This is a genomic window from Streptomyces sp. (genome assembly GCF_031178505.1).
Lineage (GTDB): Bacteria > Actinomycetota > Actinomycetes > Streptomycetales > Streptomycetaceae > Streptomyces > Streptomyces gulbargensis.
In genome coordinates this window covers 1-18,413 of record NZ_JAPSIW010000047.1, presented here as the reverse complement: position 1 = coordinate 18,413, position 18,413 = coordinate 1, and the positions used below count along the sequence as shown (strand labels likewise).

Here is an 18,413-nt window from a genome sequence, read left to right as displayed (position 1 = left end):
CCCAAGACCGCGCGAGCTGGCACATCGGCGTGCTTGTTGTCAGGCCACGTTGGTGGCGCACGGGCTGGAGCAGGTGCTGCCGCAGCCGTCGTCGGTGAGGTTGATCAACGTGGCCTGTCCGTCGCCGGACTCCAGGACGCTGATGTCGAGGTCGGACTCGTCGTGCTCCATGCGCTGATTCCTCCATCAGTGTGTGCGGCTCTCACTGAGCCGCAGCGTGTGTGCCGCAAGGGCGGCGCCGACACGGCAGGGATGCCGTGCCGGTGCTCTGGGGCGGTCATGAATCGCTTGTCGTGCCGGACTCCCTGGCTTCTGGTGATACGCCGGAGCGGACCAACTGGGAGGCAGCGATGTTGTTCTTCCGACAGACGTGTGAATCTCGAGGCATGCGGACTCCGGACGACTTCCAAGGCCGAGGAGAAGCTTCACCGTCTCCCGCCCGTACAGCCCTGGCCGGCAGGTAGGGCAACGACCCACATCGAGTGACGTTCTCCGGGCCCGCCGCCACGAGACACACGGCTGCGACGAGACCCCACCCCAAAGATCATCGGGGTACGCGGGGCCGGACTGCCCTTCCCCATGCCGCCAAGCCCTGTGCATCCGACGCTGACCGTGGACGAGTTCCACGCGTGCGCGGACCGTGGAGGGCTCGGCCTGCCATGAGTCCGTGACGTTCACGAGAGCCGGCGCGGAGGCAGGCGTAAGAGACGGCACCACCCGCGCCCTTTGCTCCGCCCTTGGGCGGGACGACGACTCCCAGCTCGACGCCTTGCGGGCCACGGCATCCCGAGGGACAAGATCTTCAACGAGAAGATCAGCACCCGCGTCCGCGGAGGGCCCAGTTCGAGGAGGCGCTCGTACGGCGCAGGAGGTCAAGGCCCACGCCCCGCACTGCCGCGTCATCTTCACCGTGTACGAGATGAAGCGGCTCGGCCGCGACGCCGCCGAACTCACCGCGCTCGCCGACCACCTTACCGCCCACGGCCTGGTCCTGGAGATGTTCGCCGGGCCCCTGCCCGGCATCTACGGCCTACCGGCCCCGGCAAGCTGCTGTTCGCGTTCTTCGCGGCGATGGCGGAGACCGAACGGGAGAACATCCCGGAGTCGACGCTGGAGGGGCTCGACACCCCGGCCCGCAAGGGCAAGCACGGCGGCCGGCCCCCGGTCATCACCGCCGACATGCTCCACACCGTGCTCCGGCGCCCCGCGGGCGGCGAGTCCGTCGAGCAGATCCAGCCCGACCTGATCATCCCCACTGGCAGGCGCAAGGGACGGAACCCCTCCGTCGCCAGCATCTACCGGGCGCTCGCCGAACACGCCAAGCACGAGGCGTACCCCGAAGCCCTCGAGGCCGCGCACGCCGACTTCGCCGCCCTGAAGGCCGGGGACGTTCCCGCCCGCGTTCGGCGGACCAGCCGGAGCCCACCCGGTACCTCGCGGTCCTCCAGTTCGAAGAGGGCGGCCCGGCCGTCACCGGCGAATGGACCGACGACGCTCCCGCCCTGCGCACGTACCGCGTCTGGGTCGGGCTGTACGGCAGCCAGGACAGCGTAGTCATTCGCCTCATCGAAGTCAGCGACGGCTGCGAACACGTACTCAAGACCTGGACCGCACAGGGCGAAGTCGGCACCCTACCAGGGACAAATCCGTAAACCTGCTGGTCACCAGCCCGACGGCGGGGTGATGATGGCCGCCGCAACGCCGTACGAGAAGAGGTCCCCGATGGCTCTGCCCGCACTGACCGTCGAGGCCCGCGCCGAAGCGCTGAAGAAGGCCGCCGCTGTCCGCAAGGAGCGCGGCGAGGTCCTCGCCCAGCTCAAGGACGGCGAGGTCTCGCTGAAGGAGGCGCTGGAGCGCGAGGACACCGTGGTCGGCAAGGTCTACGTCCGCCGCCTGCTGGAGTCGATGCCCGGCATCGGTAAGGCCCGCGCCGCACAGCTCCTGGACGCACTCGAAATCTCCGAGAGCCGCCGCGTCCAGGGCCTGGGCGCCCGGCAGAAGGGAACGCCCGCTCGAACTCTTCACGCCAGCGGCCTGACCACCGCGAACACCAAGCTCCCGGCCGGGGCCCTCTGCTGTCCTTCTACCGCTCCCGCAGCTCGTACGGGTCGATCTCCGCGTACCGGTCGTCCGCCTCAGTCAGGTCGAAGTCTTCCTCCCACGCTGAGGTCTCCAGCCAGTTCACCGGCCCGCCAGCTCAGAACTGCGGATGCTCCCAGCGAGGCTCGCCCACACAGAACGTGTGCGCTTGGGGCTGCTCGTCGCCGTTCCGGTGGACGAACTTCTCGTCGAGATGAGGAAGCGCCCCATGTCGTCGCGGTCCTCGCGGACCTCCTCCGTGAGCGTGACCACCCGGGTCACCTTGTCGTCGTCGCAGTCGACATCGACCATCACCGGCATCACGTACCGGACCCACCGCCTCGCCACCGCGGCCCCGTCCTTCACATCGCGTGGTCGGCGGCACGCTACCGGGACTGTGCCCACCCAAAGGAGCAAAAGGCCAAAGCATCACCCTCGTACGAGGCTGTGGCCTCTCCGGGGCACTCAGGCTGCCCGTCAGGGCCTCAAGATCAACTCATTGCCCCTTTGACGCGTATCTGGGTCACACCCGAGGCGGACTCAACGTCCACCGAGAGCCACCGGTCGGGTCTCAGCACTGCCCCGGTACTGACGTAAGCGAGCCGTCGGCCGGATGTCAGTCAGCTGACGGAGGCTGTCGGCACGGCGGCCGAGACATTCTCGTGGAGACATCGAATCCGCCCGGTACCCGGGTGAGACCACGAGGAGCGGACCATGAACACCATCGCGCAGCACTGGATCAACGGACAGTGGACCGGCTCCGGCTCGGTTCTGGAATCGATCAACCCGGCCGACGGCACCGTCGTCGGCTCGTTCTACGACGGTGGCGAGGCAGAGGCCTCGGCCGCCGTGGACGCAGCCGCCGCCGCGTTCGAGACGACCGAATGGGCGTGCACTCCCTCGCTCCGGGCGACCGCGCTCAGCCGGCTGGCCGACGGCCTCGAGGCCCGGATACCCGAGGTCGCGGCCATGTTGTCCCGGGAGAACGGCAAGCTGCTGGGTGAGACCACGTGGGAGGTCAGCGGTGCAGTCGGGTGGCTGCGGTACGCGGCGGCCTCTGTGCGTACCCAGACCGCCGGGCGCGCCGCCGAGACGGCACCCGGCCAGTACACCCACTCGGTGCCCGAGCCGCTCGGTATCGCCGGGATCATTTCTCCCTGGAATTCCCCCATCATGCTGACCGTGCGGGCACTGGGCCCGGCGCTGGCCGCCGGCTGCACCGTCGTGGTCAAACTTCCGGCTCAGACGGCACTGACCAATGAGCTTTTCGCGCAGGTCCTGGCCTCGGTCCCGGAGATCCCGGCGGGCGTGGTCAGCGTGTTCACCGAGTCCGGCAACACCGGGGCCCCGTTCCTGGTCTCCTCGGACAAGGTCGACGTGATCAACTACACCGGCAGTACGCCGGTCGGGCGCCGTATCGCGGCCGCGGCCTCCACCACACTCAAGCGGCTCGGTCTGGAACTGGGCGGCAAGGCGCCCATGGTGATCTTTCCCGACGCCGATCTGGACATGGTGATCCCCACCGTGGTGCAGTCGCTGGTGCTGATGAACGGGCAGTTCTGCTGCACCGGCTCCCGTGTACTGGTTCACCGGGACATCGCCGACCAGGTGCGCACTCGGCTCACCGCCGCGCTCGCGCAGGTGCGGCTCGGGTCGGGCGACGACGAGAAGGCCCAGCTCGGCCCGGTGATCGACCGGGCCTCCGCCCAGCGGGTGGACGCGATCGTCGAGGAAGCCGCCTCGTACGGCACGGTACTTCTGCGCGGCGGTGTGGTCACCGACGGCCCGCTGGCCGCCGGCGCGTACTATCGGCCGAGCCTGATCGAGGTGGACCGCACCGACGTCCGGATCGTGCAGGAAGAGGTCTTCGGTCCGGTCCAGACGTTCGAGATCTTCGATGACGAGGACGACGCCGTGACCAAGGCGAACGCCACCATCTACGGCCTGGCCGCCTCGGTGTTCAGCTCGGACTCAATGAAGGCCCGCCGGATCGCCCGGCGCATCCGCACCGGCACGGTATGGATCAATACCTGGGGAGCCATCAGCGAAGACTTCGAGGAGGGCGGCGTCAAGGGAAGCGGTTACGGCTACCTGTGCGGCCCGCGAGCGATCGAGGAGTTCCAGGCCCTCAAGGTGTACGTGGAGCAGGACCACACCCAGTCCGCTCACTGATCACATCATCACCTGGCCCGGCGCCCACCTGGCCCGGCGCCCACCTGGCCCGGCGCCCACCTGGGCGCCGGGCAGCCCTCCTGCACAGGAACGGTGCACCATGGCCTCGATTCCGATCTCCGGAGCGACGAACGCTCTTGGTCTCGCTCTGGCTGAGGAGTTCGCGGAAGCCAGGCACCAGTTGCTTCTGCACGGTCGTAACCCGCAGCGACCGGTGCCGGTCGCGCAACATTTCGGGACCGGGCAATACATCGCCGACCTGTCCGCTCTGGCCGAGACCCAGCGACCCGCGGCCGAAGTGGCGGCACGGCACGGTCGCCTCGACGTGCTGGTCAACAACGCGGGTGCGGCTTCACCTGGAACGGCACCATCCGAAGCATGCCAGTGGACGGATACCAGCAGCGGCCGACGGTGAGCCATCTGAGCCCTGTGCTGCCCACCCGGCAACTGCTGCCGCTATTGCGCGCGGGTAGCCCATCACGCAGCGCCGACATCGCCTCGGTCGCGTAGGAACCGATGGAATCAAAACGATACGCAGCATGTCGATTTGGAGTGGTCCATGAACGAGAGAACTGTTTCCCATGCCTACGGTGCCGACGATCCTGGACTGCCAAGCCCACCGGCAGTGACGGACATCCGACACACGCTCCGGGAGCAGAGCCGGAACGCGTTCGCGAACGCCGAACCCCGGCTCAGCCCCACCGTTCCGGCCGCCGTCCGGCGTTGGAAGCTGTGGCTCCTCACCGTCTGCGGTATCTACCCCACCATCGTCCTGCTGGGCCTTGCCACAAGCCCTGTTCTGGAGGATCTGTACCTGCCGGTGCGACTCGCTGTACTCGTCCCGGCGGCGGCAGCAGCGATGGTCTGGCAGATCAATCCCCGACTGCAGCGGCATTTCGGAGCTTGGCTCACCAGATGACAAGCAGCCCGGCTCCGCCGCCGGTGTGCTCCGCGGCGCCCGCCCACCACAGACCACTGCGCAGGCTCACGGCGCGAGGCCGCGGCGAGACCCGCCGCGGCGTCTCCGCACTGGAGCTCTTCTTCGACCTGTGCTTACAACGACGACGTGCTGTACCGGATCGCCACGCTGATCCAGATAGCCGGCGTGCTCGTCCTGACGGCAGGCGTCTCCCAGGTGTTCGAGGAACACGCGTACCTGGTCGTCGTCCTGGGTTATGTGATCATGCGGCTCGCCATGATGGCGCAGTGGCTGCGCGTGGCGCGGTCGAGCCAGGGCCCCGAGCGGACGATGGCGCTGCGGTACGCCATCGGGCTGTGCCAGATCGGCTGGCTGGGGCTACTGGCCCTGCCGGAGGCCGACCGGCCGTGGGTCTTCCTGGTGATGGCGCCACTGGAGATGGCCGTACCGCTGTATGCGGAGCGGGCCCACCCCACGCCGTGGCACCCCCACCACATCGCCGAACGGTACGGGCTGCTCACGCTCATCGTGCTCGGCGAGACCATCGCGGCGGCCACCGTCGCCGTGCAGTCGGGGATCGACGAGCACGAGGCCCTGGGGGAGTTGCTGCCCATCGCCGCCGGCGGACTGCTGATCATCTTCGCCGCCTGGTGGGTGTACTTCGCGGTCCCCATCCACGGGCACCTCCGGTCCAACCGGCAGTCCTTCCTCTGGGGCTACGGCCATTACCTGATCTTCGTCTCGGGTGCCGCGATCGGGGCCGGCCTGGAGGTGGCGGTGGAGCAGGCGGTGGGCAAGACGCACCTTTCGGCGCTGTCGGCGTCGGCGGCGGTGACGCTGCCGACAGCGCTGTTTTTGCTCACGGTATGGGCGCTGCACTCGCGCTTCTACAAGGTGGGGATCGCCCAGCAGTCGGTGCTGCCGACCACGGCGCTGCTGGTGGTCGTCTGTACGTTCCTGGGTCACTGGGCGGTGCTCGCGGCGGGACTGGTGGCGGCGCTGGCGGTGGCAGCCGGGGTGACGCTGACGGCGCTCGGGGCGGGCCCGGAGCGCGGGAGGGGCGAGGAAAGCGCCGCGGTGCCAGTTCTGTGAGGAGACCCCCGCCGCCGCGGGAACCTGGCCGGCACGGCGTACGACGGCGCCCGTGCCGTGCGCCCGGTGCACCTGCTCGACGACGGCAACACGTTGTTCACGCCGACGACGGGGACGCACCGGCTCGGCACCGCGAACCCGCCGACCCTGGACGACGTCCTCGCGGCGGGGCGCGGACGCGGTGACCCACGCGACCGTACGCGCTATGGGCACCGCCGAGTGGGTCGCGTACTCATCGACGGAGCCGAGACCACCAAGGTCCTCAACGCCGCTCAGGCCGCCCACGTCGACGCCACCCACATCACCGTCATCAGCCGACTCGAAGGGCTTCCCGGGAAGGCTGACTGCCCTTGGTGCTGTCGTTGCGGTGGGGCTGCGGCGCCCGACGGGTGTTCTGCATGATTATCGTTTGGGAGCTGCGGGTGTCGGCGAAGCAGATGGCTTCAGGCTCCGTTTGCCGGTGGGTGCGATACTTCCTGGTCAGGTGCGTGGCTAGTGTTTCGACTGCTTCGCGAGGCAGGACGAGGGACGCGGCGGATGTGGGCGAAGTCAGGGACAGGCATGGGCGTCGGCCCGACCGGGCTGGTCGGCCGGGAGGGCGAGCTCGCCGAGCTTGCGGCGTTCCTCGACATGGCCGGGACGGACGGAGCTGTCCTGGTGCTCACCGGTGATCCGGGCGTGGGGAAGACGGCACTCCTGGACGCGACCGCCGAGCTGGCGGTGGCGAAGGGAGTGCGGGTCGTCCGCGGGAGCGGTGTCGAGTACGAGACGGACATCAGCTTCGCGGGCCTCCATCAGCTCGTCGGCTCGCTGCCGGACGAGCTCGATCGTCTGCCGCGTTCCATGCGGGAGGCCCTCGAGGTCGCCCTCGGTCTCGGCGCCGGTCCCGCGCCGAGCCGGATCGCCGTCCTGAACGCGGCACTGTCCCTGTTCGACGAGGCCGCGAAGAAGCGGCCGTTGCTCCTCGTGGTCGATGACCTTCATGTCGTCGACCAGGCGAGCCGAGCCGCGGTGGGTTTCGTCGCCAGAAGGCTGGGGGGCCGCCGCATCGGGCTGCTCGGAGCGCAGCGGGCGGAGTCCGGCGAACCCTTCCGGTCCACCGGTCTGCCGGAGCTCGAGGTCGCGCCGCTGGGTGACGCGGACGCCCTGCGGCTGCTGTCCCGACGCTTTGCTCACCTTCCCCGCCGGGTTCTTTCGACCGTGGCCCACGAGGCGCAGGGAAATCCCCTGGCGCTGCTCGAGTTCGCCGGGTCCACCGGGGTGTCCGGCGACCAACACGGCCAAGGGACGGGGTGGGCGAGCGGCCCGGGGCGGGATGTCCGCGCTCTGTACGGCGCCCGCGTCGGACGACTGCCGAGGGGAACACGCGAGGTACTGCTGCTCGCGGCTCTCGAGGGCTCCGGCGACATCGGCGTCCTCGAGGCGGCCGGCGGGCCGGGCAGCCTTGAGGAACTCGCTCCCGCGGAGCGTGACCACCTGGTCATGGTCACGGAGTACGGCCGCGCGGTGCGCTTCAGGCATCCGCTGGTCAGGTCCGCGGTAGTCGACGGTTCCACCGGTGAGCAGCGGCGCGGCGCCCACCGCCGGCTGGCCGACGCGCTGGCCGACCAGCCCGAGCGGCGCGGTGATCACCTGGCGAGAGCCACGACGGCGCCCGACGAGGCGGTCGCCGCCGTGGTGGAGTCGGCGGCCCGGAGCAGCCTGCGGCGCGGTGACGCCGACGGCGCGATCGCGAGATTGCGGCGCGCGGCCGAGCTGAGCACCGACCGAGCGGACCGCAGACGCCGCCTGTCCCAGGCCGCCTATGCCGCCGCCTGGGTCACAGGCCATCTAAAGGTCAGCCACGAGATCATGCGTGAGGTCGAGGGCAATCCGGCGGCCCGGTCGCTCTCGGCGGCCGCGACGGCCGGCTTCCTGGTGCTCGTCACGGAAGGCGACGCCGATACGGCCCATGCACTCCTGATGGAGGCGGTCGAGCAGAACCCGGTGATGCCCGGACCGCCGCATGAGGAGCTGGAGACCGCGCTGTTCACCCTCATCCTCGCCAGCCAGTACTCGGGCCGGCCCGAGCACTGGCAGCCTCTGGTCGACGTCCTCGCCCGGTTCCCCGAGGCGGCGCCCGCCGCCGCGGCGTCGCTGGGGCGCGTCCACCACGACCTCGGCTCCGTCACCGACGGCATGCTGCGCCGCCTGGACGAGGAGATCGCGCGGCTGAGGGACCAGAGTGACGCCGACGTGGTCATCCGCACCGCCCTGACCGCCTCGTACCTCGACCGGCTTCCGGGCTGTCACGAGGCCGTGTCCCGGGTCATACGCGACGGCGGCGCGGTGGGATCGAGCATGCCGGCCCTGATGTTCGTCGCCCTGGACGACCTGTACGCCGGCCGGTGGCAGGCGTCGGCCGGCGCCGCGGACGAGCTCATCGCGCTGTCCGAGGAGACGGGGTACCACCTGTTCGCCCAGGTGGGGCACTACGTCGCTGCAATGGCCGCGGCCCAGCGCGGCGCCCTCGACGCGTGCCGGGAGCACTGCGAGGACATCTGGGGGTGGTCGGGTCCCAGGGGCCTGCGGCGATTGGAGAACTGCGCCCACCAGGCGGCGGCCCGGGCGGCCCTCGGCGCCGCCGACTTCGAGACGGCGTTCCGGCACGCCACGGCGATCTGCGCCCCGGGTGTGCTGCCGGCGTTCAACCCCGAGGCCGTGTGGTCCGCGCCGGACCTCGTCGAGGCCGCCGTGCGCTCCGGGCGGCACGCGGAGGCGCGACGGCACGCGCACGCGCTGCGCGACGCCGGTGTCGGTCACCTCTCGTCGCGGTTCGCGCTGAGCGCGGCCACGGTCACGGCGATGACATCGGCTGCCGAGGACATGGTCCGGTGCTTCGAGGAGGCACTCGGGCTGCCGGGCATCGAACAGTGGCCCTTCGAGGTCGGCCGTGCTCATCTGGCATACGGCGAGAGGCTGCGCCGCCAGGGGCTCAACCGCGAGGCCCGGGTGCAGCTGGCCGCCGCCCGCGGCCGCTTCGAGGAGCTCGGAGCGCGTTCGTGGGAGGCCCGGGCCGCGGCGGAGCTCCGCGCCACCGGGATGACGCGGACCGGCCGGGGCAAGGTCGGCGAGGCCCTTACCCCGCAGGAGCTCGAGGTCGCCAGGCTGGCGGCGACGGGGCTGTCGAACCCGCAGATCGCGTCGCGTCTGTTCCTTTCGCCGCGGACTGTGTCGTCGCATCTCTACCGTGTATTCCCGAAGCTGGGGATCACGTCGCGGGCCGGGCTCCGCGACGCTCTGGAGGCGCTGCCTCCCGAGCCTCCGGCCACCCGGCTGTGAGAGCTACCGGTCGGGTCTCAGCACTGCCCCGGTACTGACGTAAGCGAGCCGTCGGCCGGATGTCAGTCAGCTGACGGAGGCTGTCGGCACGGTGGCCGAGCCATTCTCGTGGAGACATCGAATCCGCCCGGTACCCGGGCGAGACCACGAGGAGCGGACCATGCCGTTCGTCACCACCAGCGACGGAGTCGAAATCTTCTACAAGGACTGGGGCTCGGGCCGACCGGTCATGTTCCACCACGGCTGGCCGCTGAGCTCGGACGACTGGGACGCCCAACTGCTGTTCCTCGTCCGGCGGGGCTACCGCGTCGTCGCCCACGACCGCCGCGGGCACGGGCGCTCCGCCCAGGTCGGCCACGGGCACGACATGGACCGCTACGCGGCGGACGCCGCCGCCGTGGTGGCACACCTCGGTCTGCGCGACGTCGTCCACGTCGGCCACTGCGCCGGTGGCGGAGAGGTCGCCCGGTACGTCGCCAGGCACGGTGCCGACCGGGTTGCCAAGGCCGTCCTCATCGCAGCGGTCCCGCCGCACATGGTCCAAACGAAGTCCAACCCCGCAGGGCTGCCGGTGGAGGTCTTCGACGGCTTCCGCGAGGGCGTGGCCACCGACCGCTCCCAGTTCTACCTCGACATCGCCTCCGGGCCGTTCTACGGGTTCAACCGTCCGGGCGCGGACGTCTCCCAGGGCATCATCCAGAACTGGTGGCGCCAGGGGATGGCCGGCAGCGCGCAGGCGCACCACGAGGGGATCAGAGCGTTCTCGGAGACGGACTTCACCGACGACCTCCGGGCGATCGACGTGCCCACGCTCCTCATGCACGGTGACGACGACCAGATCGTCCCGATCGCCAACTCCGCCCGGTCGGCGGTCACGTTGGTCGAGCACGTAACCCTGAAGGTCTACCCGGGCCTGTCCCACGGCATGTGCACCGTCAACGCCGACACCGTCAATGCAGACCTCCTCGACTTCATCAAGAGCTGACCCGGCTCGATACCAGACACAGCTCGTCAGCACGGAACACAACACGGAACAGAAAAGGAATCACTATGACCGCAACACACAACGGCTACGTGACCGTCGTCTGGGACGCGAAGGCGAAGGCGGGCAGGGAGGACGACCTCAAGGCGTTCATCACCGCCGCCGTCACCCCCTCGCGCAACGACCCCGGCAACATCGACTACGAGTCTCACGAAGTCGAGGGCCGACCCGGCGAGTTCGTCATCTACGAACGCTGGGAGACACGCGCACACCTCGACGCACACCTCGCCGCGCCCCGGATGCGGGAACTCGTCCCGCACATGCTCGAACTGATCGACGGATCCATCGAGGACGGCATCCGCCTACTGCGTCCGTTCCGCCCCGCCCACTAGAGCAGGGCGCCCGCCGACGTCGGGGTCGACGCCGACGGAGCACACCGCCGCGGGACCAATCCCTTGGGTGCTCCCGGTGACCGCTTTCCGGGAGCACCCGCTCCGACGACACGCACAGGAGAGACACGACGTGACCACCACATTGATCACCGGCGGCAACAGGGGCCTCGGTCACGAGATCGCGCGCCGACTCGTCCAGGCGGGCCAGACGGTCTGGATCGGAGCCCGGGACGCCGGGAACGGACGCAAGGCCGCCGACCGGCTCGGCGGTCGAGACGCTGCGCGCATGGGTCGGCCACCTGGACATTCTCGTCAACAACGCTGGCATCCTCGGCGAAGTGACCGCACCCGAGGACTTGACGGCCGACCAGATCCGCCACGTCTATGAAACCAACGTCTTCGGCCTGGTGCGCGTCACGCACGCGTTCCTGCCCCTGCAGCGGAAAGCGACCGCCCCGTCCGTCGTGGCTGACCACGCAGTACGCCAGGACGATCCCCGACGTCCGCTTCAATGCGGTGGACGCCGACCAGACCGCGACCGAGCCCCTGGTGACGGCGGCAGGCCCGACCTGCTGGCCTTCTGGCCGCGCACCTGAGGCGGACCGTGTTGCCCGTTGCTCCGGCATCCGGTCACGACGCCCTGGCCGCCTCGCGCCCCGGGCGCCTATGCGTCGTCGGTGGGGGAGCGCTGGGCGGCGCGGCGGCGCAGGCACAGCGGCAGCACGTACCAGCAGAGGCCGAACCACAGCATGACCCCGCCGACGAGCACTTCGGCGAGGACACCGGGGACGGGCTGCCCGCAGGGGCCCACAAGCGGGCCCAGCCCGGTCGACCGAGCACGGCCGGGCAGCAAGCACCACCTCGTCGTCGACGGCCAGGGCATCCCGCTCGCGGTATCGCTGACCGGCGGCAACCGCAATGACGTCACCCAGCTGATGCCCCTCCTCGACAAGATCCCACCCGTCGCGGGCCGGGTCGGCAGGCCCCGTCGGCGGCCGGACGCTCTGCTGGCCGACCGCGGCTACGACCACGACATCTATCGACGTCACAGGTCGCCGCCATGCTCGGTTACTGCGCCTGCCGGGTCCGTTGGTGTCGTGGGGTCAGGCGGCTTGTTCCCACTCGCCGGGGATGTCGTTGTCTTCCTCAGGCGCTTGTTGGTGCGCGGCCTTCTCGTGGGTGCGGAGGGTGGCCCAGAGAGGGGCGGAGACGCAGGTGAGGTACCAGGGCAGGGGCCACATCATGTGCCACCAGGCCGCTGCGGGTGTGATGAGCAGCTCGAGGGCGGCGGTGGCCATGCCGGCGGTGAGGCTCCAGCACAGCAGGCGGCCGGCCTGTTGCACGAAGCGCGTGAGCCGCTGGGCGGAAACGTGGCGGCGGCTGGAACGGGAGCAGGGCATGTGTCTGCCCGGTGTGCTCATCGCGGGGGCGTCCTTCACGACAGGGGGTGGTTGCCGCGGGCTGGGGGACCACGCATGCAGGACGGGCCAAGTGTGCATTCGGTGAAACCGCGCGCACAGCGGCACCTGCCGTGCACGCCGTCCTCTGAGACAACTTCTCCGATCACCCGTTCGCCGTCATGGCCAGCGAGAACACCCTGCTCAGCCTGCGCAACGGGCCCCCGGAAAGGTCTGAACCTGACCGAAAGACGGCGGTCAGGAACCGCAGCGGACCGGAAGGCGCCCTGGACCAAACAATTCCGGTCAAGCTGCCTCCGGGGAACGATAACGGAACCGACAACTCCGCCCGCTGCCCGTAGAGTTAAAGGGCTAACGTCCTGGTTTGCCGGGGTGAAGCGGTAGGGCTGGTTCCGGCCCGCATGCATACGTGCATCGGGGGGACGCCGCGCCGGTTTGTGTGCGTCTTGTGACAGCTTGTGTGCCGCTGGCGACCGCTGGGGTTGCCGGGTCTGACTTCCTGTGGGGGGAAGCTGATGCACTCGCGTGCTGCGCGCACGCCCATGTGGCGTGCCCGGAGAACACACAGAACCGCTCTCGTCTCGGCGATCACCGCGGCTGCCGTGGTGATCGCGGCGGCTCCCGGTCTGGCGGTGACGCCGAAACCGGAGCTGCCGGAGCCGGAGAGTCCGTGGACGAAGCCGACCAAGGTACAGGCGCCGGCGACACCGGCCGGCTCGATCAAGGCGCCCACCTCGGAGGCGGAGGCCAAGCCGTCGGCCGAGGTCGCGGCCTGGCGGACGGCGCAGGAGGCCCGCGCTGCCGGTGAAGAGCCCGCCAAGACGTCCGCATCCCGCTCGGCTGCCGTGGACGCCGCTGCAGCCGGCTACGTGCCCGAGGGCCAGGGCGAGGTGCCCTGGCACCAGATCCTCGACACCCGCCTGAACGACGCCCTGGTCGCGCGGGTGAACGTCTCCAACGGCAACCTGATGCTCGCCGCGACCGACTTCGACATCGCCGGCGTCGGCCAGAAACTCCAGCTGACCCGCACCTACAACTCCCTCGAGGCCCCGTGGGGGAAGGTGTCGCAGCGCTGGTGGCAGGCATACGAACGCTACCTGCAGATCAACGACGGCGAGGTGGACGGCTTCGACGCCACCGGCAGCCTGCTGCGCTTCACCGCCAACGCGGACGGAACGTACACGACGCCGACGGGCTACTCGAAGGACCTGAGGAAGAACGCGGACGGCACCTACACCCTCACCGACCGCAAGTCCGGCACCAAGGACACCTACAACGAGCACGGCACGCTGCTGAAGGTGACGGACAAGAACGACGGCACGATCACCGTCGACCAGCACGACGAGGGCACCGAGCACAAGGGCTTCAAGCTCACCGAGACCCGCTCCGGCCGCTGGATCGACCTGGTCAAGACGGACGCGAGCCAGTGGCAGGCCAAGGACCACACCGGCCGCACCGCCGTTCTCGACCTCGACAGCACGGGCAACCTCGCCAAGGTCACCGACACCGCCGGCAAGGCCACCGCCTACGAGTACGACTCCTCACGCCGGCTGACGAAGGTGACCACCCCCGAAGGCACCGTCACCCTCTTCACCTACGACAGCCACAACCGCGTCACCTCCATGCAACGCGCCACCGGCACCTCGGGCAGCGGCCACACCGGGCCGACCTGGCGCTACGACTACACCGCGGCCACCCCGGCCGATGCGGGCACGACGACGGTCACCGACCCCGACGGCGACGCCACCAAGTACGTCCACAACAATGACGGTGAGGTCACCAAGGTCACCGACCCGCTCGGTCACTCCCGCCACGCCACCTACAAGAACCACCTGACCCAGACCGCGATCGACGCGATGGGCACCGGCAGTGACGGCACGGGCGGCAACACCACCACCTACGGCTGGGACGACCGCAACAACCCCGTCTCCCAGAAGCTCCCGCTCGGGGCGACGGCCTCGGTCACGGCGTACCAGACGATCGCCGGCACCGACCTGCCCAACGACTTCACCACCGCCGACGGTCGCAAGGACTCTTTCAAGTACGACGCCAACGGCAACACGATGTCGGTGACGACGTCGGGCACCGCCGGCGGTACCCGCGAGTACACCTACAACAAGGACACTCCGACCTGCGGCGGTTTCGAAGGTCAGCGCTGCACCGCGAAGGACGGCAACGGCAAGGTCACCTCCTTCACCTATGACAGCAAGGGCAACCTGATCAAGGTGAAGCCGCCGGCGCCGCTGGGGGAGACGACCTACACCTACGACGCATTCGGCCGGGTCGAGACGGTCAAGGACGGCCGCGGCATCACCACCGTCTACGCCTACGACTCCCGCGACCGGGTGCGCGAGGTCTCCTCGACCAACTTCACCGTCACCTACTCTTACGACGGCGACGGCAACGTCACGTCCCGCACCGACGCGTCCGGCACCACCAAGTGGGACTACGACAAGCTCAACCGCGAGAGTGTCCGCACCCTGCAGAACGGGGCCCAGACCGCGCTCGCCTACACCCCCGGCGGCGACGTCGACTTCTACACCGATCCGACCGGGACGACGGACTACACCTGGGACAAGGCCGGCCGCCTCGACTACCTGACGGCGCCAGACGGCAAGAAGACCGACTTCGACTACAACAACAACGACAAGCGCACCAAGACCGTCTACCCCGGCGGCACCACCCAGACGGTCACCATCGACAAGAACGGCCGCCCGCAGGCGATCAAGACCACCTCGGGCACGCAGACCTTCGTCGACCTGACCTACAGCTACGCCGCCGCTGGCAAGGACACCACCAAGATCCGCACCCGCACCGACAACCTCACCACGCTCAAGACCACCTACACCTACGACTCCCAAGACCGCCTCTCCTACGCGCTGGAGGCCGACGCGGCGGGGGCGCGGAAGGCGTCGTGGCTGTACTGCTTCGACAAGGCCGGCAACCTCACCAGCCGAGACGGCAGCAAGAACACCTGCCCCGGCGGCACCACCTACACCTACAACGACGCCAGCGAGCTGACCGGGAAGAACGGCTCCACCACCGGCTGGTCCTACGACAAGCTCGGCAACGAAACCGCCGCAGCCGAATCCACCCCCCGCACCGGCGAGTCGTGGACCGATTACAGCCAACTGTCCGGCATCACCGCAGGCGGAAAGAGCTACGATCTGGTCCACGCCGGCACCACCAACGCCGAACGCACCAAACTCGGCTCCACCTGGTTCCACCACACCGCGCTCGGCCTCGCCTCCACCACGACGAACGGCGTCGACACCGGATTCATCCGCGAGCCTTCGGGCACGCTGAACTCCATGACGACTGGGGGGAAGTCCTACTACTACCTCACCGACGCCACCGGCAACGTCCTCGGCCTCGTCGACGACGCGGGCAAGCGCTCCCACACCTACGCCTACGGCCCCACCGGCCTGCCGCGCACGACGCCGACTGAGGCCGTGCCCCAGCCGTACCGCTACGCCGGCGCCTACGCCGACCCGACCGGCCTGTACAAGATGGGCCACCGCTACTACGACCCCACCCTCGGCCGCTTCACCCAGCCCGACCCCTCCGGCCAGGAAACCAACCCCTACCTCTACGCCGCCGGCGACCCCATCAACAACAGCGACCCCACCGGCCTGTACGGCATCGACGACCTGGTGACTGATATCAGCATCATCGGTGGGTCCGCCGGAGCTGGAGCCGGTCTCGGGGGAGGCGCGTGCTTCTTCGGCCCCCAGGCCTGCGGAGTCGGCGTCGGCATCGGCGGCTTCATCGGCGGTGCCTTCGGAGTCGGGGTGGTAGTCGGGCGGCACATCGCAGACTAAAGCCATTGGGTGGAGGCGGCGCACGATCGTCTCCACCCCACTGAGTTGCAGCCTTATGTCGTAAGAGCGAGAGGAGTATGTATGCGAAGCTCAGGGGACTTGCGAGAGAGCCGAACCTGGAAAGCCTGCGTTTGGACGGTACTCGCTCTGTGCGTGCTTTCTTCAGGAGCCTCTCTTGCGACTGAACGTTGGGGCCTCCTCGTCCTTAGCATCGTAGGCGTGATCGCAACAGCTTCGGTGTTGGTCCAGTTCCGGCGCAGGAATTAGGACCGAGCCCCGACTCGCTGTTTTCCTTCCGCTCACGTCGTCGGTGAGGTTCGAACAGGACTTGGTTCAGGTGAGCCTGCCGGTGCCGACGCATGGAAGCAGGGTCTTTTGCTGTGTCGTCGGGGGACATGCCAGGCTCGCTAGAAGGGGTGAAATGTTCGTGTTAGTCGCCAGGCTTCTATGCGCAGGATCCGCCGCATTGTTCGTGGCTACGTCGATACTCGCAACGAACGACTCGATCGCAGCTACATCAACGGCTGTTCCTGCGGGCATCGGGGCCGCTGCGCTTGCAGTTGTGGCCCTCTTGCCCACGCGCATGTTGCGTAGATTGGGGGCCCGCTCAACGCGAGCACGTATCGTGAGCGTCCTAGCCCTTTTGCTCGCCACCGCAGCGACCGCAAATTTGGCCTATTCGCAGGTTCGTGATTGGATGGTTTACCTCTCTGCCTCGATTGGCTTAATGACCTGCGTTGTCATTAAGCTCAATCAATGCAGTGGAAAAACCCCTCCTACTCGCCGCACGTAGACCGCTAACCCTGTGTGTTCTGCCTGCTTGTCCCAGCAGGCAGAACACACAGGATTAGCGCGGCACGCATGACAGTCATAAAGAGGGAATGTCGTTTAGCTTCGACGGAATGAGTGTGGGAACGGGAATCGGAGCTGTAGTTCTCGGTACTGGTGTTGCTGCAAGTGCCCTGGGTGTGCGGTGGTGATGAGGCATCAGGCGAGTCTGAGTAATGATGGACCCGATAGGGCACGGCGAACCGTGCCCATGTGCGGTCAGCTAACGCTGATGTCCTGGACGGCACCGCGCAGGCATCCTCGCCGAGGTCGAACAGGCCCCCGAGTTCGCCCTCGCCGGTGCCCTGGTCCCGGCCGCCGACATCGCCGGTGACACCTACGACTACAGTCTGGATGAGGACACCCTGCACCTGTCCATCACCGACGCCATGAGCCACGACGTCGACGCTTCCCTCATGGCCACCCTGGCGGTAAACGCCTCCCGCGGCGCCCGCCGCGCCGGTACCGACCTCGCCGAACAGGCCCGCCAGACCCAGCAATTCCTCCTCGACCATGGCCGCCGCACCTTCGCCACCGGCCAGATGCTACGCATCGCCTTGGACGGCACCAGCGCCCAGCTCGTCAACGCCAGCCACCTCTGGCCCCTGCGGTTGCGCGACGGCACCGTTGAGGAGATCAAGCTGCACATGGATCTTCCCTTCGGTGTTTCCTGGCAGGGTGCCTACCGGGTGCAGGACCTTGACCTGCGCCCCGGTGACCGCCTGGTGTTTTACACCGACGGCATGCAGGATCGCCAAGCGAAAGTCGTCGACCTGCCCGCGCTCCTTCGTGACACCGCCGCCGAGCACGCCCGTGAGGCCGTGCGCGCCATGGTCAGCGCGGTCACCGAAGCGTGCGACGGCCACGTGGAAGATGACGCCACCGTCCTGTGCCTGGACTGGTACGGCCCTCACTGCGAAAGACGCACCGCGAACGCCGGTGCCTGACCTGGTCATGTTCCAGCCGGTGGGCGGGGCGCAGTCGTGCCCGTGACGAGAATGAAGTGGTCACACCTGCTGAGCAACAGTGCCGGGGAGCCGCAACCGACGATCGCCTTGTTGGTTCCGCGGTCTCCGTGTGGGTACCGGGCCGGCGGGTAGCCGGTGAGCGTGACCGCATCCGCCATCGCCGTCCTCGACCTCGACGGGACACTCATCGACTCCAACTACCACCACGCCCTCGCCTGGTACCGGGCACTGCGCTCGGTGGGCGAGATTTATCCGGTGTGGCGGTTGCACCGGCTGATCGGGATGGGCGGGGACCAGGTGGTCACCGCTGTCGGTGGCGAGGAACTGGAGCGCCGGGTGGGCGACCGGGCCAGGGAGCAGCAGGGCAGGGAGGTCGACGAGCTGCTGGAGGAGATGGCGCCGTTGCCCGGTGCTCGCGATC

Annotated in this window: 14 protein-coding genes and 5 pseudogenes; 15 read left to right on the top strand and 4 right to left on the bottom strand. The window is 68.7% G+C overall.

Annotation, left to right across the window (positions count from 1 at the left end; genetic code table 11):
* Positions 1–39: 39 nt before the first annotated feature.
* Positions 40–171, bottom strand: a complete 132-nt coding sequence (locus RIF68_RS06520; RefSeq protein ID WP_375165679.1) for an FxLD family lanthipeptide — start codon at positions 169–171, stop codon at positions 40–42.
* Positions 172–1,071: 900 nt separating this feature from the next.
* Here RIF68_RS06520 and RIF68_RS06515 point away from each other — a divergent pair.
* On the top strand, positions 1,072–1,554 hold the full coding sequence (locus RIF68_RS06515; RefSeq protein WP_309050166.1) for a hypothetical protein: 483 nt from the start codon (positions 1,072–1,074) through the stop codon (positions 1,552–1,554).
* Between the two features lie 168 nt (positions 1,555–1,722).
* Positions 1,723–2,001: pseudogene (gene mihF, locus RIF68_RS06510) on the top strand (integration host factor, actinobacterial type); the annotation flags it as partial.
* 180 nt (positions 2,002–2,181) lie between these two features.
* Here mihF and RIF68_RS06505 read toward each other — a convergent pair.
* On the bottom strand, positions 2,182–2,427 hold the full coding sequence (locus RIF68_RS06505) for a hypothetical protein (protein ID WP_309050169.1): 246 nt from the start codon (positions 2,425–2,427) through the stop codon (positions 2,182–2,184).
* Positions 2,428–2,793: 366 nt separating this feature from the next.
* Between RIF68_RS06505 and RIF68_RS06500 the strand changes: the two genes are divergently transcribed.
* The 9 genes and pseudogenes from RIF68_RS06500 to RIF68_RS06460 all read left to right on the top strand — a co-directional run.
* The gene (locus RIF68_RS06500) at positions 2,794–4,251 is read left to right on the top strand and encodes an aldehyde dehydrogenase family protein (RefSeq protein ID WP_309050165.1); all 1,458 of its coding nucleotides are present in this window, start codon (positions 2,794–2,796) and stop codon (positions 4,249–4,251) included.
* Between the two features lie 100 nt (positions 4,252–4,351).
* On the top strand, positions 4,352–4,666 hold the full coding sequence (locus tag RIF68_RS06495; protein WP_309050164.1) for an SDR family NAD(P)-dependent oxidoreductase: 315 nt from the start codon (positions 4,352–4,354) through the stop codon (positions 4,664–4,666).
* Positions 4,667–4,810: 144 nt separating this feature from the next.
* Entirely contained in the window at positions 4,811–5,170 is a 360-nt protein-coding gene (locus RIF68_RS06490) for a hypothetical protein (protein ID WP_100048421.1), read from the top strand.
* Positions 5,167–6,262, top strand: a pseudogene (locus RIF68_RS06485) (low temperature requirement protein A). Before RIF68_RS06490 ends, RIF68_RS06485 begins: the two are co-directional and overlap by 4 nt.
* Positions 6,263–6,328: 66 nt before the next feature.
* The gene (locus RIF68_RS36445; RefSeq protein WP_375165678.1) at positions 6,329–6,664 is read left to right on the top strand and encodes a hypothetical protein; all 336 of its coding nucleotides are present in this window, start codon (positions 6,329–6,331) and stop codon (positions 6,662–6,664) included.
* Positions 6,665–6,823: 159 nt separating this feature from the next.
* On the top strand, positions 6,824–9,583 hold the full coding sequence (locus RIF68_RS06475) for an AAA family ATPase (protein ID WP_309050163.1): 2,760 nt from the start codon (positions 6,824–6,826) through the stop codon (positions 9,581–9,583).
* A 160-nt stretch (positions 9,584–9,743) separates the two neighbouring features.
* Entirely contained in the window at positions 9,744–10,568 is an 825-nt protein-coding gene (locus tag RIF68_RS06470; protein ID WP_309050162.1) for an alpha/beta hydrolase, read from the top strand.
* 65 nt (positions 10,569–10,633) lie between these two features.
* Positions 10,634–10,957 (top strand): putative quinol monooxygenase, encoded by a 324-nt coding sequence (locus RIF68_RS06465; RefSeq protein ID WP_309050161.1) that lies wholly within the window; start codon positions 10,634–10,636, stop codon positions 10,955–10,957.
* Between the two features lie 130 nt (positions 10,958–11,087).
* A pseudogene (locus RIF68_RS06460) lies at positions 11,088–11,424 on the top strand (SDR family NAD(P)-dependent oxidoreductase); the annotation flags it as partial.
* A 197-nt stretch (positions 11,425–11,621) separates the two neighbouring features.
* Here RIF68_RS06460 and RIF68_RS06455 read toward each other — a convergent pair.
* Positions 11,622–11,840 (bottom strand): hypothetical protein, encoded by a 219-nt coding sequence (locus RIF68_RS06455; RefSeq protein ID WP_309050168.1) that lies wholly within the window; start codon positions 11,838–11,840, stop codon positions 11,622–11,624.
* Here RIF68_RS06455 and RIF68_RS06450 point away from each other — a divergent pair.
* A pseudogene (locus RIF68_RS06450) lies at positions 11,761–12,003 on the top strand (transposase); the annotation flags it as partial. The gene RIF68_RS06455 and the pseudogene RIF68_RS06450 overlap by 80 nt on opposite strands.
* Positions 12,004–12,060: 57 nt before the next feature.
* Here the strand turns inward: RIF68_RS06450 and RIF68_RS06445 are convergent.
* Positions 12,061–12,378 carry a hypothetical protein gene (locus RIF68_RS06445; RefSeq protein ID WP_309050160.1) on the bottom strand — a complete coding sequence of 106 codons (318 nt, stop codon included), beginning with the start codon at positions 12,376–12,378 and terminating at the stop codon, positions 12,061–12,063.
* A gap of 539 nt (positions 12,379–12,917) precedes the next feature.
* Between RIF68_RS06445 and RIF68_RS06440 the strand changes: the two genes are divergently transcribed.
* The 3 genes and pseudogenes from RIF68_RS06440 to RIF68_RS06430 form a co-directional block, all read left to right on the top strand.
* Entirely contained in the window at positions 12,918–16,196 is a 3,279-nt protein-coding gene (locus RIF68_RS06440) for an RHS repeat-associated core domain-containing protein (RefSeq protein ID WP_309050167.1), read from the top strand.
* A 1,103-nt stretch (positions 16,197–17,299) separates the two neighbouring features.
* Positions 17,300–17,971: pseudogene (locus tag RIF68_RS06435) on the top strand (PP2C family protein-serine/threonine phosphatase); the annotation flags it as partial.
* A 162-nt stretch (positions 17,972–18,133) separates the two neighbouring features.
* Positions 18,134–18,413, top strand: a 280-nt coding sequence (locus tag RIF68_RS06430) for an HAD family hydrolase (protein WP_375165677.1), incomplete at its 3' end; no start/stop codon positions are given.